This is a genomic window from Kibdelosporangium phytohabitans, from assembly GCF_001302585.1.
In the GTDB taxonomy this organism is placed as follows: Bacteria; Actinomycetota; Actinomycetes; order Mycobacteriales; family Pseudonocardiaceae; genus Kibdelosporangium; species Kibdelosporangium phytohabitans.
On record NZ_CP012752.1, the window covers coordinates 11,592,557 to 11,609,031 of the forward strand.

Below are 16,475 nucleotides of genomic sequence, written 5' to 3' on the forward strand. Positions count from 1 at the left end.
AGCCCTCCACCTCAGTCCAGGGGAATCGCGCCCATGATGTGCTCGTACGTCGCCTTGCGCGCGTCGTCGGCGTCGCCCCGGCGCAACGCGTCGACGATCAGCTCGTGCTGGCCGATCGACTCGGCGTGGCTGCGGGTGACGCGGGGGCCGCCGTGCAGTGCCTGCCACATCAGGCGCATCAGCGACAGCAGCAGCGGGCTGTGCGCGTACTCGTAGATGGTGAAGTGGAATTCCCGGTTGAGCTCGGAGTACAGCGGGTCCTGCTCGGCGAGCCCGCGCATCCGCTCGTTCAGCTCGGTCAGCCTGGCGATCCCGGCCTCGTCGATCTTCGCCGCGGCCAGCCCGGCGCCGAGCGACTCCAGCGCCGCGCGGATCTGGAAGTTCTCCTCGGTCGACCCGGAATCGGCCTCGACGACCGTGAACCCGCGGTGCGCGTCGCCGACCACGAGCCCTTCGGACTCCAGCCTGCGCATCGCCTCGCGGACCGGTGTCTGGCTGACGTGGAACCGCGCGGCCAGATCGCGTTGTCTGAGCTGCTTTCCCGCGGCGAGTTCACCGGTGATGATCAGCTCGCGGATCAGCGCGACCACCATGTCGGTCTTGCTGACGTAGTTCAACGCCGGTTGTCCGGTCTCGGTCATGTCCCCTCCTCAATCAGACCGCGCACCCGCTCCGCGGTCATCGGCAAACGCCCCACCGGACCGGTGAGGCCCAACGCGTCTCTGATCGCCCCCGCGATCGACGCGCCGGCCGCGGTCACCCCGCCTTCACCGGCCCCCTTCACCCCAAGGGGATTGCCCGGTGCCGGAGCGTCCTGGGCCACCAGGATGTCGATGTGCGGCAGTTCGGCCGCTGTCGGCAACTGGTAGTCCATGAACGTCACCGCCTGTGGTTGTCCGGCATCGTCGTACCGGAACTCCTCCAGCAAAGCGCCACCAACCCCCTGTGCGACACCACCGAGTAGCTGACCTTCGACCAATGTCGGGTTGATCGCCCTGCCGACGTCGTACGCCACGAGGTAGCGCAACACCTTCACGTGCCCTGTTCCCGTGTCCACGTCCACCAGCGCGAGGTGGACACCGTAGGGATAGGTCATGTGCTCGACTTCGAACCTGCGCCGCGCGGACAGCCCCGCCGGCTCGTCGTTCCGCAGATGCGGACTGCCCGGGCGGCAAGCAGTCGCAACCTCGGCGTACGACACGCTCATGCCCGGCGCGCCCTTGACGCGGATCGTGCCCGCGGCGACCTCGAGGTCGTCCTCGGACACCTCCAGCATCCGGGAAGCCAGCTGGATCGCACGTTCCCGCACCGCCAGCGCTGCCTTGTGCACCGCGCTGCCACCGACGACTGTGGACCGCGAAGCCCATGATCCACCGCCGAAGGGCTGCAGCACCGTGTCGCCGTTGACCACAGTGACCACTGCGGGGTCCACCGCCAGCGCGTCCGCGGTGACCTGCGCCAGTACGGTCTCGATGCCTTGGCCGAGCGAGGTTCCGCCGGAGTGCACGCGGACCTCGCCGGACGTGCCGACCACGACGTCCGCGGTCTCCTGTGGCCCGAGTCCGCTCTTCTCGAGGAACACCGCCACACCGAGACCGGCGCTGTGCCCTCGTTCCCGCAGCGATTCCAGCTGGGACCGGTAGCCGAGGCGGTCGGCTTCGACCATCGCCTTGTCCAGCAGGCCGGCGTAGTCGCCGGAGTCGAGCACGACGTCCGTGCCCAGGGTGCTCATCGCCCTGGTGTGCGGCAGTTCGTCCGCGGTGAGCAGGTTCCTGCGCCTCAACTCCACGCGGTCGATGCCCATCCGATCCGCGGCGACGTCGAACAACTGCTCACGCACCGAGGTTCCCTCGAACCGGCCCGGCGCGCGATAGGTACCGCACGGAGTCTTGTTGGTCAGCATGACCTGGATGCGGCCGTGGAACGCCGGGACGCGATAAGGACCCGGCAGCATCGCCAGCGTCAGTTCGGGCACGATGATCCCGTGCGTCCTGGCGTACGCGCCGTTGTCGTGCAGCACGTCGTCCTTCAGGCCGAGCAACGTGCCGTTCTCGTCGAACGCCGCCGAGGCGACGTGGCGCTGCTGGCGGGAGTGGTTGGCCGCGACGAGGTGTTCGGCCCGGTCCTCCACCCACTTGACCGGACGGCGCAGCTTGCGTGCCAGCCAGGGGACCAGGAAGTCCTCCGGGTAGAACTCGCCGCGCACGCCGAAGCCGCCGCCCGTGTCCATGGCGTGCACGTGGATCAGGTTCTCGTCCACGCCGAGCATCCCCGCGAGCACGTCCCGGTTGAACACCGGCACCTTGGTCATCCCGAAGATCCGCAGCGCGCCGGTCGCCGGATCCACGTCGGCGAGCAAAGCCCTCGGTTCCAACGGGACCGCGCTGTGGCGGCCGACGTCGAACTCGACCGTGACAACGTGCGCCGCCTGCGCGAACGCGGACTCCACGGGCCCGTAGCCGAGTTCGAACTCCGCCGCCTTCGTACCGCTCGCGGTGTCCACTGTGACCGGCAGTTCGTCGATGTCGACCTCGACGCGCTCGGCTATGTCCTCGGCTTCGTACGGGTCGTCCGCGAGGACGACGGCGACCGGTTCGCCGACGTACCGGACCTCGTCGGCAGCGAGAACAGGTTGCAGATATTCGGTCAGATCGATGCCCTGCACGGTGAGGCGCACCGGGATTCGCAGCCCTGGTGGCAGATCCCGCGCTGTGACAACACTTCCTCCGGGAGCGCTGCCAGGTTTCCTGACCTCGACGAGCCTGCCGTGCGCGATCGGCGAGCGCACCACGCGCATCCACACCTGCCCGGCCCGGTCCTGGTCGTCGCAGAACCGGCCGAGGCCGCGCAGCAGACGCGGATCCTCCTTGCGCGGCAGCCGCTCGCCGATCGACGTCATCCCATGCGCTCCTCGGCGACCTGCCGGACCGCCTCGACTATCCCCTGGTAGCCGGTGCACCGGCAGAGGTTGGCCGCCAGCACCTCGCGGACCTCGGCCTCGTCCGGCACAGTGTCCTGTTCGGACAGATACGCCTCGGACAGCATCAGGAACCCCGGCGTGCAGAACCCGCACTGCAGCCCGTGGCACCGGCTGAACGCTTTCTGCAGGTCGGAGAGCTCCTCGCCGTCCGCGAGGCCTTCGACCGTGCGGACTTCGCAGCCGTCGGCCTGCACGCCGAACACCAGGCAGGACCGCACCGGCTCGCCGTCGAGCAGAACCGTGCAGGCACCGCAGATCCCGTGCTCGCAGCCGACGTGCGTGCCGGTGTAGCCGAGGTCGTGCCGCAGCACGTCGGCCAGCGTGCGCCGGGACTCGACCACGATCTCGTGCTCGTTGCCGTTGACCGCCAGCGCGATCAGGTGGATGTCCTTCATGACAGCACGTCCTCCGGCATGACGGGAATGTGGTCGAACTCGGCACCGCGGTGCGCCAGCGCGTCGTTGATCGCGTTGAGCACGGCGGCGGGCGCGCCGATCGTGCCGCCTTCACCCATCCCCTTGGAACCGTTCTCAGAGAACTGGGATGGCGTTTCCAGGTGGTGGATCTCGATCGGGCAGATCTCGGTCGCTGTCGGTACCAGGTAGTCCATCAGGGTCGCGCTCGTCGGCTGTCCTTCTTGGTCGAACGTGATCCGTTCGTAGAGTGCGGCCGCTATCCCTTGCGCGACACCGCCGCGCACTTGGCCGTCCACTACCAACGGGTTGATGATGACCCCACAGTCTTCCACGACCATGAACTTCCGCGCACGGATGTCCCCCGTTTCCGGGTCGACGGAAACGAGTGTTGCGTGACACGCATTCGAGAACGTTCCCGGCGGGTCCGCGCTTTCCCGCGCCTCGAGCCCGTAACGGCATTCCTCGGGCAGTTGGTGTGTTTGGAAATGCACGACTCTTGCCAGCTCAGCGATGGGCAGCGACGCGTCCGGCACCCCGCGCACCCCGGCGCGGCCGTCGGCCAGCTGCACGTCGTCCTCGCCGACCTCCAGCAGGTGCGCCGCCACTTTTCGAAGTCTGCCCGCCACCGAGGCCGCCGCCTTGCTGGCCGCGCCACCGCCGATCACGATCGACCGGCTGCCGAATGTGCCCCACCCGTAGGAGGTCAGATCGGTATCGCCTTGCCGCAGCCGCACTTGATCGGGATGAATGCCCAGTTGATCTGCGACAATTTGCGCGAACGTCGTTTCGTGACCCTGTCCGTGCCCCGATGTCCCGGTGGTCACGATGACCTCACCGGACGGGTCCATTCGGACGTGCGCGGTGTCGTATCCGGGGGTCATGCGCATTCTGCGCTGCGACATCGTCGGCGTGCCGTACGCGGTTCGTTCGGAGAAACAGGAGAAACCGATTCCGGCGAGAAGTCCTTGCTCGCGCAACCGGTCGCGTTCGGTATACCAACCGGCCTCGGTGATTTTTTTCTCGGTCAGGTCGAGGGATTCCAGATAGCTGCCCTCGTCGTACGTGATCTTGTTGACGCCGGTGTACGGGAACTCGCCGGGCAGGATCATGTTGCGGCGGCGGATTTCGATCGGATCGACGCCGAGCCGGGCCGCCGCCTTCTCCATCAGGCGTTCCATGACCAGCACGATCTGCGGCCTCGACACACCGCGGTACGGCGCGGTCGGCGCCTTGTTCGTGGCGAAACCCCGGCCGCGCGCCCGGTAGGCGGGGACCTTGTAGATCCCGGGCAGTTCCGTCGCCGCCATCAGCGGTTCGACCGCGCACGTGAACGGGAAGACCGAGTACGCGCCGATGTCGCACGTGATGTCCGCTGCCAGGCCGAGGATCCGGCCGTCGGCGTCGAACGCGGCCGTGACGTCGTAACGCTGTTCGTGTCCGTGCACCGACGCGGTCAGGTTCTCCTGGCGGTCCTCCACCCAGATCACCGGGCGGCGCAACCGCATCGCGGCGGCGGCGATCACCACCTCCTCGCGGCTGACCACGCACTTCTGGCCGAATCCGCCGCCGACGTCCGGGGCGATCACGCGCACGCCGCGCTCGGGGATGCCCAGTGCCTGCGCGATTCCGGACCGGCACTGGTGCGGTACCTGAGTGGACGTGTGCACGATGACCTGACTGTCGCGATCGTCCCATTCGGCCATGGTCGCGCGGCCTTCGATGGGCAGCCCGGAAACCCGTGCGCTGGTGAACGTCGCCTCGATGGTCAGCCGGGCGTCCGCGAAGATCCGGTCCAGTGCGGGATCGTCGAACATGACCAGGTCGACGAGGCAGTTCCGGGTTCCACTGTGGACTTCCACGTCGGCGGCGACGGCCGCGCCGATGTCCATCACGACCGGCCCGGTCTCCCACTCGACCTCGACCGCCTCGGCGCCGTCCTCGGCCGCGTACGCGTCCTCGGCGATCACGACCGCCACCGGTTCGCCGGCGAACCGGACCCGGTCACCCGACAGCATCGGCATCTTCGTCGGGACGAACTCGTCGCGTTCCAGTACCGACCGCAGGAACGGGTCGCCGAGATCGGCGCCGGTCAGCACGTCCAGGACACCGTCGACCCGCTTGGCCGCGCTGACGTCGATCGACTTGATCGTCGCGGAAGCGTGCGGACTGCGGACAAATCCGGCATGCAGCGTGTCCGTGCGCGCCATGTCGGCGACGAAACGACCGCGTCCCAGCAACATCCGGCGGTCTTCCTTGCGGGGAACCCGTGCCCCGACCCACGCCGTCATGCCGCTGCCTCGGCGAGCGCGCGGGCCACGAGCGCGGCGGTGAGTTTCTTGCGGTACGCGCTGCTGCCGTGCCCGTCCGACGGGGGATCGACCTGCGCCGCGGCCGTTTCGCCTGCCGCACGCCACGTTTCCTCGTTCGCGGGTTGCCCGGCCAGGTCGGCGTCGACGACCACCGGTTGCTGGCCGACGCCGCCGAGCACGATCCGGGACGTGCGCACCTCGTCTTCGGCCAGGTCGAGCCGTGCGCTCGCGGCGACGATCGCGAAGTCGCCCTGCCGCTGGGAGAACTCGGTCAGCGCCGCGTGCGGCGCCGGTTTCGGGAACCGGACCTCGACGATCATCTCGTCCGGCTGGGCCGCGGTCATGAAGAAGCCGTGGAAGAACTCGGTCGCCGGGACCTCACGCCGCCCGCGCGGTCCCTGCAGCACGACCTGGGCTTCGAGCAGGACCGCGAGCACGCACCACTCGGCCGTGGAGTCGCCGTGGGCGATGCTGCCGCCGAACGTGCCGCGGCAGCGGATGGGGTAGTGGCCGATCCACCGCGCGGCCCTCGCCAGCACCCGGAACCCGTCGACCTTGGTGGTCTCGACGGTCCGGTGCCTGGTCAGCGCGCCGATCCGCAGACCGTGCGCGTCCCGCTCCAGGTAGTCGAGGCCGGCGATCCTGGTGATGTCCACCAGTGCGCTCGGCCTGGCCAGCCGGAAGTTCATCATCGCGACCAGGCTCTGCCCGCCAGCCAGGATCTTCGCGTCCTGGCCGAGCTCGGCCAGCTGCGCGATCGTGTCGTTCACGTCGTACGCGCGGTGGTAGGTGAACGCCGCTGGCTTCACAGGGCTCCTTCCAACACATTTGGTATACCATATTTCAACATAAGTCTCGTCCCCGGGCGATCATCTGACGACGGCACCATTCTCGTGGTTGTGACCGGAGTTGGAACTGCTCAGCATGGAGGCGGTATGAGCGTCGCGTGGAGCGAGGCGTCCTGGCGAGTGCACCTACCGGACACGCCGGACCCGTTGTCCTACGTGCTTTCCATGGGCGAATCCACGATCCCCTTGCTGGCCAAGGCCAGCGCCGCGCGCTTCCCCGGCAAACTCGCGCTGGACATCGACGGCACCGCGATCACGCACAGTGCACTCGACGCCGAGGCCGGGTCCGCCGCAGGCTGGTTCGCCGCGCGTTTCGCCCCTGGCACACGAATTGTCCTGTCCGGGCCGTCGTCTCCCGGCTTCGTCCGGTGCTATCTGGGTGCCTTGCGCGCAGGGATGATCGTCGTACTGGCCAATCCCGCTTACACAGAGTCAGAACTGGCGCACCTGGTCGCCGACTCGGGCGCCGCGCTGACGTTGACTGCCTTCGACGCCGTGGCCGGTGATCCGGTCGAGCCGGCCGGCGAGCCGGATGACGTCGCCGTTCTTGCGTACACGTCAGGAACGACAGGCAAACCCAAGGGCGTCCCACTGACGCACCGCAACCTGCTCACGTCCATCCGCTCCGCGATGGCCGCGTGGCGGTGGTCCGAAGACGACGTCCTCACACACGCGTTGCCGTTGTTCCACCAGCACGGGCTCAGCGGAGTACACGCGACGCTCATCGCCGGGTCGTCCGCGCGGCTGTACTCGAAGTTCTCCGACGAACTGGTCTCGTCGATGCGTACCGCCACGGTGCTGTTCGCCGTGCCGACGATCTACGCGCGGTTGGCGTCCTCACCGGAGGCGTTCTCCGGCTTGCGGTTGTGCGTGTGCGGTTCGGCCCCGCTGAGCACGGCTTTGGCCGCGCAGCTGCCGCGGATTCCGTTGGTCCGTTACGGGACAACCGAATCCGGTCTGGACGTGTCCAATCCGGTCGGCTCCCCGCGCGGCGACACAGTCGGCGTCCCGTTGCCCGGCGTGCACGTCCGGCTGGTGGACGAGGAGATCCAGGTGCGCGGGCCGCAGGTGTTCACGGGTTACCGGGGCGATGTGGATGATCCGTTTACGCCGGACGGCTGGTTTCGCACGGGCGATCTCGGTGAGATCGTCGACGGGCACCTGGTGATCAAGGGGCGGAGCAAGGAGCTGATCATCACCGGCGGGATGAACGTGTACCCCCGTGAAGTGGAACTGGCTCTTGAGGACCATCCCGCCGTCGTCGAGGCGGCAGTCGCGGGAATCCCGGATCCGAAGTGGGGCGAGCAGGTCACCGCGTGGGTCGTGCTGGACGGCGAAGCCGATCTGGCCGCGCACGCGAAGTCGGTGCTGGCTCCGTACAAGGTGCCCAAGCAGTTCTTCGAGGTGAACAGCCTGCCGCGCAACCACATGGGCAAGCTCGACCGCAACCGCCTGGTCTCGCCCGTGCAACGGGCCGTCGACCTCGGCGCGTTCGTGTCGGTTTCCGGTGCGGAAGGGGGAATCCCGCTGGCGGTCAAGGACAACATCGCCCCTGACGCGACTGTCGTACGCCGCCTGGCCGAGGCCGGGTGCCACTCGATCGGCCGGACCGCCATGCCGGAGCTGGCTTATTCAGTGCTGACACCGGGATGCGCGAATCCCTGGGACCGTTCCCGGCACGCGGGCGGCTCCAGCGGCGGCTCAGCCGTCGCGGTCGCCGTCGGCGCGGTCGGCCACGCACTGGGCACCGACACCGGCGGATCGATTCGCATCCCCGCCGCGTTGTGCGGCGTGGCGGGGCTTCGGCCGACGTACGGCGTTCTGCCGATGGACGGTGTCACGCCACTCGCGCCGTCGCTCGACACTGTCGGCCCGATCGCCACGACAGCAGGGGACTGCCTGTGGATGTTCACGGCCATGGGCGGAGTCGCCGCGCCTGTGCCGTCGTCGTTGCGTGTCGGCTACAACCTGCGGTTCTGCGCCGACGAGGTCCGTGACGTGCTGCGGTCGACGATCGCGGCGCTACCCGAGATCTCCTTCGCCGAGACCGAGATACCCGACGCCCGGTTCGCGGCGTCCGCGCTGATGCGGTCCGAGGCGCGCGAGCTGTACTGGCCCGACCGGGATTCGCTGTCACCGCACCTGGTGGACGTACTCGCGCCGCCACCGGAGGTCGTTGCGTTCGACGGCTGGACCTTTCCCGACGTGGACGCGATCCTGCTCCCGGTCACGCCGGTTCCGGCCGCACCGCTGGGCACCGCGGGGCTGGAGTCGAAGTACTTCCGGTTCACCGCTTTGGCGTCGATCACCGGGTTGCCCGCGTTGTCGGTCCCGGCCGGGCTGGCCGGCGGGTTGCCGGTCGGTGCGCAACTGATCGGCAGGCCGGGCACGGAATCGATACTCTGCCGGCTCGGGACCATGATCGAACAGACCGCGGCGGGATCGGCGCTCGCTTCCGCCCGCGCCGACCTGGTATGCCAAATATCAATCCCGAGGTGAGGAGTGGTGGATGGACCTGCAGCTGACGGACAACGTCGCCTTCGTGACCGGAGCCAGCAAGGGCATCGGCCGGGCCGTCGCCGAACACCTCGCCGCCGAGGGGGCGGACGTGGTGATCACCGCGCGGACCACCGAATCCCTTGAGGTGACAGCGAAGGAGATCGCCGCGGCCAGCGGGCGGTCGGTCGTGCCGATGGCAGGCGACATGAGCAGGACCGAGGACGTCGAACGCTGCGTCGCGGCCACCCTCGAGCGGTTCGGCCGGATCGACACGCTGGTCACGTGCGCGGGCAGCTCACCGGGCGGACTGCTGGAGGACCTCACCGAAGAGCAGTGGATGGCCAGCCTGAACCTGAAGTTCATGGGCTACGTCCGTTCGGTCCGCGCGGTCATCCCGCACATGCGGGAACGCGGCTCCGGCTCGATCGTGCTCGTCGTCGGCAACGACGGCCTGAAGCCGAGCTACTGGGAGCTGACGGCAGGCGTGGCCAACGCGGCGGACATCAACTTCGCCTCCTCCATCGCCGAGCAGTACGGCCGCTACGGCGTCCGGATCAACACGGTCAACCCCGGCCCGGTGAACACCGACCGTTGGGACACCCTGGAAAAGGCCTTCGCCCGGGACAAGGGCGTCGACCAGGACCGCGCGCACGAGCTGGCGACCAGCTCGATCCCGTTCGGCCGGATCTGCGAACCGGACGAGGTGGCGGCGCTGGTGGCGTTCCTGGCCTCGCCCCGGGCCAGCTTCGTCAACGGCGCTCACATCCCCGTCGACGGCGGGCAACGCAAGGCACTGATGGACATCTGAGATGAAGCTGACCAACGAAGTCCACATCGCGCAGGACCCGGCGACGGTGTTCTCGACACTGCTCGACGTCGAGCGGGTGGCCGGGTGCATGCCGGGGAGCAAGCTGACCGGACGCGTGGACGACTCCACGTACTCCGGCGAAGTGAAGGTGAAAGTCGGCCCGCTCGGCGTGTCGTACACGGGAACGGTGAAGTTCCTGTCGATCGACCAGGCCGCGCGCACGGCGGTGCTGAAGGCGTCCGGCCGTGAACAACACGGTCAGGGCAACGCGGACGCCCACGTCACCGCGCGCGTGCTGGCCGACGGCGACGGCTCGAAGATCTCCATCGAGACGGACCTGATGATCCGCGGCAAGGTCGCGCAGTTCGGGCGCGGCGTGATCGGCGAGGTGTCGCAGCGGTTGATCGACCAGTTCGCGCAGAACGTGGAGAAGTCGTTCGACGACCCGACACCGTCGATGGTGGCTCCCGCTGCCGAGCCCGAGGCCCTCGACGGCACCGCGCTCGTGCTGGTGCCGTTGCTGAAGCGGTTCGCTCCGGTGGCCGTCGGCGTGGCACTCGGCCTGGTCGCCGGTCTGGGCCTGCGGCGCAAGCGCGTGATCGAAGTGATCATCCGTCGGCAGTAGTATCGGGACTATGGTCCCAATTGTCTTCGTCCACGGCATCCGCTGTCACGCGGGTGCCTGGACCTCGTACGACTTCGGGCACCCGGTCGACTTACCCGGCCACGGTGCACGCCTCGGCGGCACGTTCACGATGGACGCGGCTGTGTCCGTGGTCGCCGAGGCGATCGACGCGGTGGGCGGCAGCGCGTTGGTCGTCGGCCACTCGCTCGGCGGCTACGTGTCCATGGCGACCGCGGCGGCCCACCCGTCCCGCGTGGCCGGACTCGTCATCGCGGGATCGACCACCGTGCCCGACCGCTACGCCACAGCACCGTTCCTCGCGATGCACAAGGTTCTGACGAGCATGGCCGACGGCGGCGAACGACTGAGCCGCCGGATGTTCAGCGCCACCCTGCCCCCGGACGTCGCTGCGGCGCTGACCACGGCACCCATCGCGACGCCCGCGATCCCGTCCGTCGTGGCCGCATTGCGCTCGTTCGACCCGCTGCGCGCAGTGGCCGACTACCCCGGGCCGACGTGGTTCATCAACGGCGGGCACGACCACCTCCGCTACCACGAACGCAAGTTCGTCGCTGCCGCCCAGGACGCCCGCCTGCTTGTGATCCCCGGCACCGGCCACTACCTGCCGATGACACACCCGAAGATCTTCGCCCGGTACGTGCGTGACGCGGCCACGATTGTCGGTGCCCGCCGGTAGCCTCCGCCCGTGTCCCAATACGTGTCGGTGGCAGCGGCGATGACCATCACGAAGCCGCGCCTGCAGACGTACCTGCGAACACCGGTGGCTCCGGCGTCCACGTGGGCGTTGCAAGACTGGACCGGCGTCTGCGATCCCTGGAGCGACAGCGAAACACGGCGCCGGTACCGTGACGAACTCGCCGACGCCGTCAAGGAATGCGACAGCTGGATCGACGGCGACTACGCCGGCCTGTGGCGCGATCTTGACGAGCTGACGCTCGGATTCGACCCGGACACCGGCTCGCTCGCGGTCGACTTCGACACGCGGGCCGACTTCCAGCTCCCCAGCGTGATCTGGGCGTGCACGGTGCTGCGCGGTTTAGCCAACGCCATGGCGGACAACGACTCCGGGCTCATCACGATCACCGCCGACTGGGACGGGGAAGCGGTGCTGTCGTTGCACGTGTCCCCGGGCCAGTCGGCGTTCCTCGGCCGCGGCACCAAAGCGTTGGCTGAAGCCAAAGACGCCGAGTTCGACGTGCGGTGCGCGGTGACGGACTCGACCATCGACGGCCTGCTGTAGCGAACAGAGCCTCAGGCCGACGATCTGGCTTACCGTGCTCTCCCTGTCAGGCGAGGTCGAAGGTTCGCTTGGTGGGAGTGCCCGGCGCGTTCGTGAAGTACCCGGACGCGGTGACTGTGACCTTGGGCTTGCCGGAGTCGGTGAACTTGACGATCTCGACGTCACCGTCGCGCGCGCGGTAGTTGACCCAGCTGGTCGTCGCCTTCGGGCTCTTACCAGCGGTACCCGGAGCATGCGGCATGAGCGTGCCGACCAGCAGTTGCAGGAGGTGGAGGCGGTCGTCGTCCTTCTTGTCACCGAGTTCGTTCCTGATGAACGCCTGCACCGCCTTCCAGGCCCAGCTCTCCAGGATGATCAGTTCCCCGGTGTTGCGGGCGCACCCGAGCCGATCGACCGCAGGATCGAGGTTCTTGCCCCGCGCCAGTCCCACGAGGGTCGTCCCCGGGATCATGTGCCCGTACACGTCGAGGGTGTAGTAGCCGAATCCTTCGCCCTTCTGACGCCGCGTCAGCTCTTCCGAAGGCGCCTTCCACGCCTTCCACGCCTCCGTGAACACCCACTTCGCGCCGTCCACGGCAGCCGTCGCCAACTCGCCCGCGACAGCCTTCGCGAACTCGGAGAACCACGCACCGACAGCCCCGGCCACAACAGGACCCGCCACAACAGGAGCAGCGGCGCATCCACCAAGAGCCGACACCCCCGAAGCCGCGAGCACAATACTCGAACCCGCGCCGCCAAGCAGTTGTCTCCGGCTGATCATGTGCACCGTCCCCGGACTCGCGATTCGCCACGTATCCCCAAATATACGGGACCCCGCATCCCATTTCTCAACACACAGTCACCCGTCGACAAACAATTCAGTCATCGTGCACAAAAATAACGTTCCCACTTCGGCCGCCATCACGGCGAAACCACGTTCTACCTGCTAGAACGCCTATCGCAAACAGAGAAGAGACAACGCGTGACCATCCCGTTCAACCTCTACAACCCGCAGTCCTGCATCGTCAAACCAGTCAAGCATCCGGCAGAGTGAAGCTTCGGTGATAGTTGACCGAGTTCAACCAGCGGAAACAGTCGGAAATGGCGTTTCCATACATTCCCACCTGCCGGCTCTTGGCCCTGGAACTCGGCAAGAACTCAAGACGACCTGAGCGTTTGTCGCCTCGATGTGACGAAATGGTGATACTGACACAGTGAGAGATCAGCAGCCCCCACCTTCGCTGCAAGCAGTACGGGCAGTGCTCAACGAGCACGACCCCGAAGGCCTGCTGGACCTGGGTGCGCCAGACGACGAATACGACTTTGAGGCCGAGGACTTCGTCCGTCTCCTCGCCCACGGGGACGCGATCGAGCCCGCGGTTGTGGTCGACGTGTGGGAGCGGTGGTTCGGCCCAGCGAGCGTGTACGTCTCCAGCGCCACCCCCGCCGAGATCGCTCGCCTCGCGGCCGACCTCAACGCATTGCGCTGACCCGGCGGACGAAGCCGCACAGCACGGGACACCGCCACAGCCGGAAGGGCTGCCTCCCGGTATCGGGTGGCAGCCCTTCTGACCTGCTAGGACTTCAAGAGAGCGGATGACGGGAATCGAACCCGCGTATTCAGCTTGGGAATCAGAAGGATCACCGCCCACAGCGCCCCTGACCAGCATCGCGGCTCGCCCCCGAGTGACCGCTGGTGACCCTTTCTGACCTTTACTAATAGCACGTGGACAGCACGCGGCCCCCTTCTGTCCACTGTGGCCCGCACGTTGAACCCTGCCGGTCTGACTCAACCGTTGGCCGTTGGCGCGGAGCGTCGGCGGGCGTCGATCGCCGTACCCAGCTCGTCCAGGTCGGGCACTCGGCGATCGTCCCATCATGCGTCGGCTGGTCGCGGTCCCGACGCGCTTGATCCTTTAGAGGTAGGTTCGGCAGCTGGATGCGTCGCAAGGCGCCTCGTCAAGTATTCAAGTGCCTGATTCGACAAGTGAACTATCGCTGGTGACCTGCGACTTTGACCAGTAACTACGTTTCCTGAACTTGCATTCGGGCCATAGTTCAGGCACGCTCCCGACGTACCAACCTTGCGGCGCGGTGCTGTAGGGTTCGCGCCCCGCTGGGTAGAGAGCAGAGCTCCCCACCCAGCGGGTTCTTCAGCGGCCCAGTACGTCGACAATCTCGTTGATCAAAACGACGAACTGGGTGAAGAAGATGACGGTGGTTGGTCGGACGGGAAGGTGCCACTTCCCGCTCCGGCCACCCCTCGATTCGTCATCGAGGCTGTCATCCTCTTCGTCGTGGCAACTCGCCACCTTCTACTCCTCGTCGGCTGGGCTACTACTCGGCCCGGCGCCGACCTTCCCGGCCCGAGCGCTCATGACCGGAAACGGGGGAAGGCGATGTTCCACTTCCATCACCACTGGCCGTGGTGCGTGCTGAGCAGTCTGGACTGTCCACACGACGTTCGCCAAACCGTACTCTGTGGACAGCTTGTGGATAGTTAATCCGAACCGGCCACACAATCTGCTGAGGACGAGAAAGTCTTCTGAAGCTACTGACGAATCTGCTGGTCAGACGCCTGCACCCGAACGTTCCTACGAAGACAGATTGCCACCGGCGTGTCGTCCGAAAATACCTTCTCGGGCGTGTCGCAGTCTTGCAGCCGCAAACCCGGCTGTGGACAACTAAGGCTCGTACGCAATATCTGGATGCTCCGCCTGCACTGGGAGCAGCAACAAGGCCATAGTGGTAACAAGCGCTGTCGGCTCAAGCTCCAAGAACCGATCAGCCTTGCCGGGTTTGTTGGAGTAGCCAATCACCATCACGTGAGCGGCCTTCGCGGCGACAATGTCGGTCACCGAGTCGCCAACGAGCGTGGACCGGTTCGGTTGAGCTGCCAGTTCACGAACAGCTCGCGTCACCAGATAGGGGCTCGGTTTGAGCAGCGAAGTGACCTTACTCGTACGTGCTGCGACAAAATCTACGTGTCCACCAAGATCATAGAGATCGAGGTAGGTTTCGATCGCTGTACGCGAGTTGTTGGTGACTATGGCAAGACTGCGGCCGGTGTGCTTCCACGCTTCGATGAGCTCGTGGGCGCCCGGTGTGGGTTCGGCGCTGTGGATGGCCTCGACCTCGTGGGCCCGGAAGGCAGCGTTGACGAGCTCGGCTTCGTGGGTGCCGAGTGTGGCGGCGTGGTGCAGGAGGTCGAAGGGGTCGGTCGCGGTGGCCACGTCGGGTGGTAGGTCGTGTCCGGCTTCGGTGAGGATTTCGGCGAGTTGTCCAGCTACGACTGGAGCGGGGAAGCCTGCGAAGACGGAGCAGATGGGGCCGTCGAAGTCGAGTAGGAGGGCATCGGTGTTGGCCAAGATGCGGGCTATCGCGTCCGGGTCGTCGATGGGGACGGTCACCGGATGTACTCCCGGGCGACGGTGGTCCACATGCTGTCGAACCACATGCGGGATTGCTCGACGTACTGACTGCCGGTGCTGGTGTCGTCGTCACTGATGGAGTGGTGGAAGAGGATGGCGTCCTTGCCCATGATGTCGTAGATCGCCTGGGATTCTCCACCCAGGTTGATCACGTGCTCGCGGACTGGATAGTAGCCGAAGAAGGCTTCTTCGTTAACGCCATCCGGAAGTCGAACTTCGCTCAGCGGGTGAAGTGGACCGAGCTGGTCACGAAGATGGGCCTCAAGGGCGTGCACTTCCATGACCTGCGGCACGCGGGGAACATCTGGGCGGCTCAGGCCGGGTCGAGCACCAAAGACCTGATGGCCCGGATGGGGCACGACGACATGCGGGCCGCGCTGCGCTACCAGCAGGCGACCAGCGATGCCGACAAGAAGATCGCCGACCGGCTGTCGGACCTGGTCGACGAGCACCGTGACGACGGTGACACCGAGGGCCAGGCGGACGAGGCCGAATAGCACGCCGACACCACGTGGAGATCATCTACAGTCAGCAGGGCCGCCTTCCAAGATCGGGAGACGGCCCTTCTGACCTGCTAAAACTTCAAGAGAGCGGATGACGGGAATCGAACCCGCGTATTCAGCTTGGGAAGCTGATGTTCTACCATTGAACTACATCCGCAACGCCTGACCGAGCATACACAACATCAGCTGCCGGGCGCAGCTAGGGTGTGGGCGTGCTGCTGAGTGATCGTGATCTGACCAAGGAGCTGGAGTCGGGACGGCTGGGCGTGGAGCCCTACGACCCGGCGATGTTGCAGCCCTCGAGCATCGATGTGCGTCTTGACCGGTTCTTCCGGGTGTTCGTCAACACCAAGTACACGCACATCGACCCGGCGCAGCAGCAGGATGAGCTGACGTCACTGGTCGAGCAGGAGGGCGACGACCCGTTCGTGCTGCATCCCGGTGAGTTCGTGCTGGGGTCGACCTACGAGTTCGTCAACCTCCCCGACGACCTCGCCGGCCGGTTGGAGGGCAAGTCGTCGCTCGGGCGTCTCGGCCTGCTCACGCACTCCACCGCGGGTTTCATCGACCCCGGCTTCTCCGGGCACATCACGCTCGAGTTGTCCAACGTCGCCAATCTGCCGATCACGTTGTGGCCGGGGATGAAGATCGGTCAGTTGTGCCTGTTCCGGCTGTCCAGTGCCGCTGAGCACCCGTACGGGTCGCAGAAGGCCGGGTCGCGTTATCAGGGGCAGCGCGGGCCGACGCCGTCAAGGGCTTACCTCAATTTCCACCGGGTGGATACGAGGCGCGACACAAGCGGGTGAAAGTAGCGGC

General features: G+C 66.7%; 16 protein-coding genes and 1 tRNA gene. 8 read left to right on the forward strand and 9 right to left on the reverse strand.

Translation table 11 applies throughout. From position 1 onward, the window contains the following. Positions 1–11: 11 nt before the first annotated feature. The 5 genes from AOZ06_RS52190 to AOZ06_RS52210 are packed head-to-tail and all read right to left on the reverse strand — an operon-like array spanning position 12 to position 6,514. Positions 12–641, reverse strand: coding sequence for a GntR family transcriptional regulator (locus AOZ06_RS52190; protein WP_054296179.1), 630 nt, complete (start codon positions 639–641; stop codon positions 12–14). Continuing rightward, a complete protein-coding gene (locus tag AOZ06_RS52195; RefSeq protein ID WP_054296180.1) occupies positions 638–2,899 on the reverse strand; it encodes a xanthine dehydrogenase family protein molybdopterin-binding subunit in 2,262 nt (753 codons plus the stop codon). Before AOZ06_RS52195 ends, AOZ06_RS52190 begins: the two co-directional genes overlap by 4 nt. Then, entirely contained in the window at positions 2,896–3,375 is a 480-nt protein-coding gene (locus AOZ06_RS52200) for a (2Fe-2S)-binding protein (RefSeq protein WP_054296181.1), read from the reverse strand. The genes AOZ06_RS52195 and AOZ06_RS52200 overlap by 4 nt, the downstream gene beginning before the upstream one ends. Then, positions 3,372–5,684: a xanthine dehydrogenase family protein molybdopterin-binding subunit gene (locus AOZ06_RS52205; RefSeq protein ID WP_054296182.1), complete on the reverse strand. Its 2,313-nt coding sequence runs from the start codon at positions 5,682–5,684 to the stop codon at positions 3,372–3,374. Before AOZ06_RS52205 ends, AOZ06_RS52200 begins: the two co-directional genes overlap by 4 nt. Beyond that, positions 5,681–6,514 (reverse strand): FAD binding domain-containing protein, encoded by an 834-nt coding sequence (locus tag AOZ06_RS52210; RefSeq protein ID WP_054296183.1) that lies wholly within the window; start codon positions 6,512–6,514, stop codon positions 5,681–5,683. The genes AOZ06_RS52205 and AOZ06_RS52210 overlap by 4 nt, the downstream gene beginning before the upstream one ends. Positions 6,515–6,640: 126 nt before the next feature. On the opposite strand from AOZ06_RS52210, the gene AOZ06_RS57525 reads away from it, so the two are divergent. Genes AOZ06_RS57525 through AOZ06_RS52235 form a run of 5 tightly spaced genes read left to right on the forward strand, consistent with a single transcriptional unit; the run spans position 6,641 to position 11,746 of the window. Further along, positions 6,641–9,052: an AMP-binding protein gene (locus tag AOZ06_RS57525; RefSeq protein WP_054296184.1), complete on the forward strand. Its 2,412-nt coding sequence runs from the start codon at positions 6,641–6,643 to the stop codon at positions 9,050–9,052. A 10-nt stretch (positions 9,053–9,062) separates the two neighbouring features. Next, positions 9,063–9,860 carry an SDR family oxidoreductase gene (locus tag AOZ06_RS52220; RefSeq protein WP_054296185.1) on the forward strand — a complete coding sequence of 266 codons (798 nt, stop codon included), beginning with the start codon at positions 9,063–9,065 and terminating at the stop codon, positions 9,858–9,860. Between the two features lies 1 nt (position 9,861). Then, positions 9,862–10,485: an SRPBCC family protein gene (locus AOZ06_RS52225; RefSeq protein WP_054296186.1), complete on the forward strand. Its 624-nt coding sequence runs from the start codon at positions 9,862–9,864 to the stop codon at positions 10,483–10,485. Between the two features lie 10 nt (positions 10,486–10,495). After that, a complete protein-coding gene (locus AOZ06_RS52230; protein ID WP_054296187.1) occupies positions 10,496–11,182 on the forward strand; it encodes an alpha/beta fold hydrolase in 687 nt (228 codons plus the stop codon). 9 nt (positions 11,183–11,191) lie between these two features. Further along, complete coding sequence (locus AOZ06_RS52235) at positions 11,192–11,746, forward strand: hypothetical protein (RefSeq protein WP_054296188.1); 555 nt, start codon at positions 11,192–11,194, stop codon at positions 11,744–11,746. Between the two features lie 46 nt (positions 11,747–11,792). Here the strand turns inward: AOZ06_RS52235 and AOZ06_RS52240 are convergent, their stop codons facing one another. After that, entirely contained in the window at positions 11,793–12,392 is a 600-nt protein-coding gene (locus tag AOZ06_RS52240) for a hypothetical protein (protein ID WP_054296189.1), read from the reverse strand. A gap of 547 nt (positions 12,393–12,939) precedes the next feature. Here AOZ06_RS52240 and AOZ06_RS52245 point away from each other — a divergent pair. Further along, positions 12,940–13,215 carry a hypothetical protein gene (locus AOZ06_RS52245; RefSeq protein WP_054296190.1) on the forward strand — a complete coding sequence of 92 codons (276 nt, stop codon included), beginning with the start codon at positions 12,940–12,942 and terminating at the stop codon, positions 13,213–13,215. Positions 13,216–14,409: 1,194 nt separating this feature from the next. Here the strand turns inward: AOZ06_RS52245 and AOZ06_RS52250 are convergent. Beyond that, on the reverse strand, positions 14,410–15,135 hold the full coding sequence (locus AOZ06_RS52250; protein ID WP_236952005.1) for an HAD family hydrolase: 726 nt from the start codon (positions 15,133–15,135) through the stop codon (positions 14,410–14,412). Then, positions 15,132–15,308: a hypothetical protein gene (locus AOZ06_RS55680; RefSeq protein WP_179950795.1), complete on the reverse strand. Its 177-nt coding sequence runs from the start codon at positions 15,306–15,308 to the stop codon at positions 15,132–15,134. Before AOZ06_RS55680 ends, AOZ06_RS52250 begins: the two co-directional genes overlap by 4 nt. 75 nt (positions 15,309–15,383) lie before the next feature. Between AOZ06_RS55680 and AOZ06_RS52255 the strand changes: the two genes are divergently transcribed. Then, positions 15,384–15,653 (forward strand): site-specific integrase, encoded by a 270-nt coding sequence (locus AOZ06_RS52255; protein WP_192781918.1) that lies wholly within the window; start codon positions 15,384–15,386, stop codon positions 15,651–15,653. 92 nt (positions 15,654–15,745) lie between these two features. Here AOZ06_RS52255 and AOZ06_RS52260 read toward each other — a convergent pair. Beyond that, positions 15,746–15,816 (reverse strand) — tRNA-Gly (locus tag AOZ06_RS52260). Between the two features lie 55 nt (positions 15,817–15,871). Between AOZ06_RS52260 and dcd the strand changes: the two genes are divergently transcribed. Continuing rightward, on the forward strand, positions 15,872–16,465 hold the full coding sequence (dcd, locus tag AOZ06_RS52265; protein ID WP_054297550.1) for a dCTP deaminase: 594 nt from the start codon (positions 15,872–15,874) through the stop codon (positions 16,463–16,465). Positions 16,466–16,475: the final 10 nt, after the last annotated feature.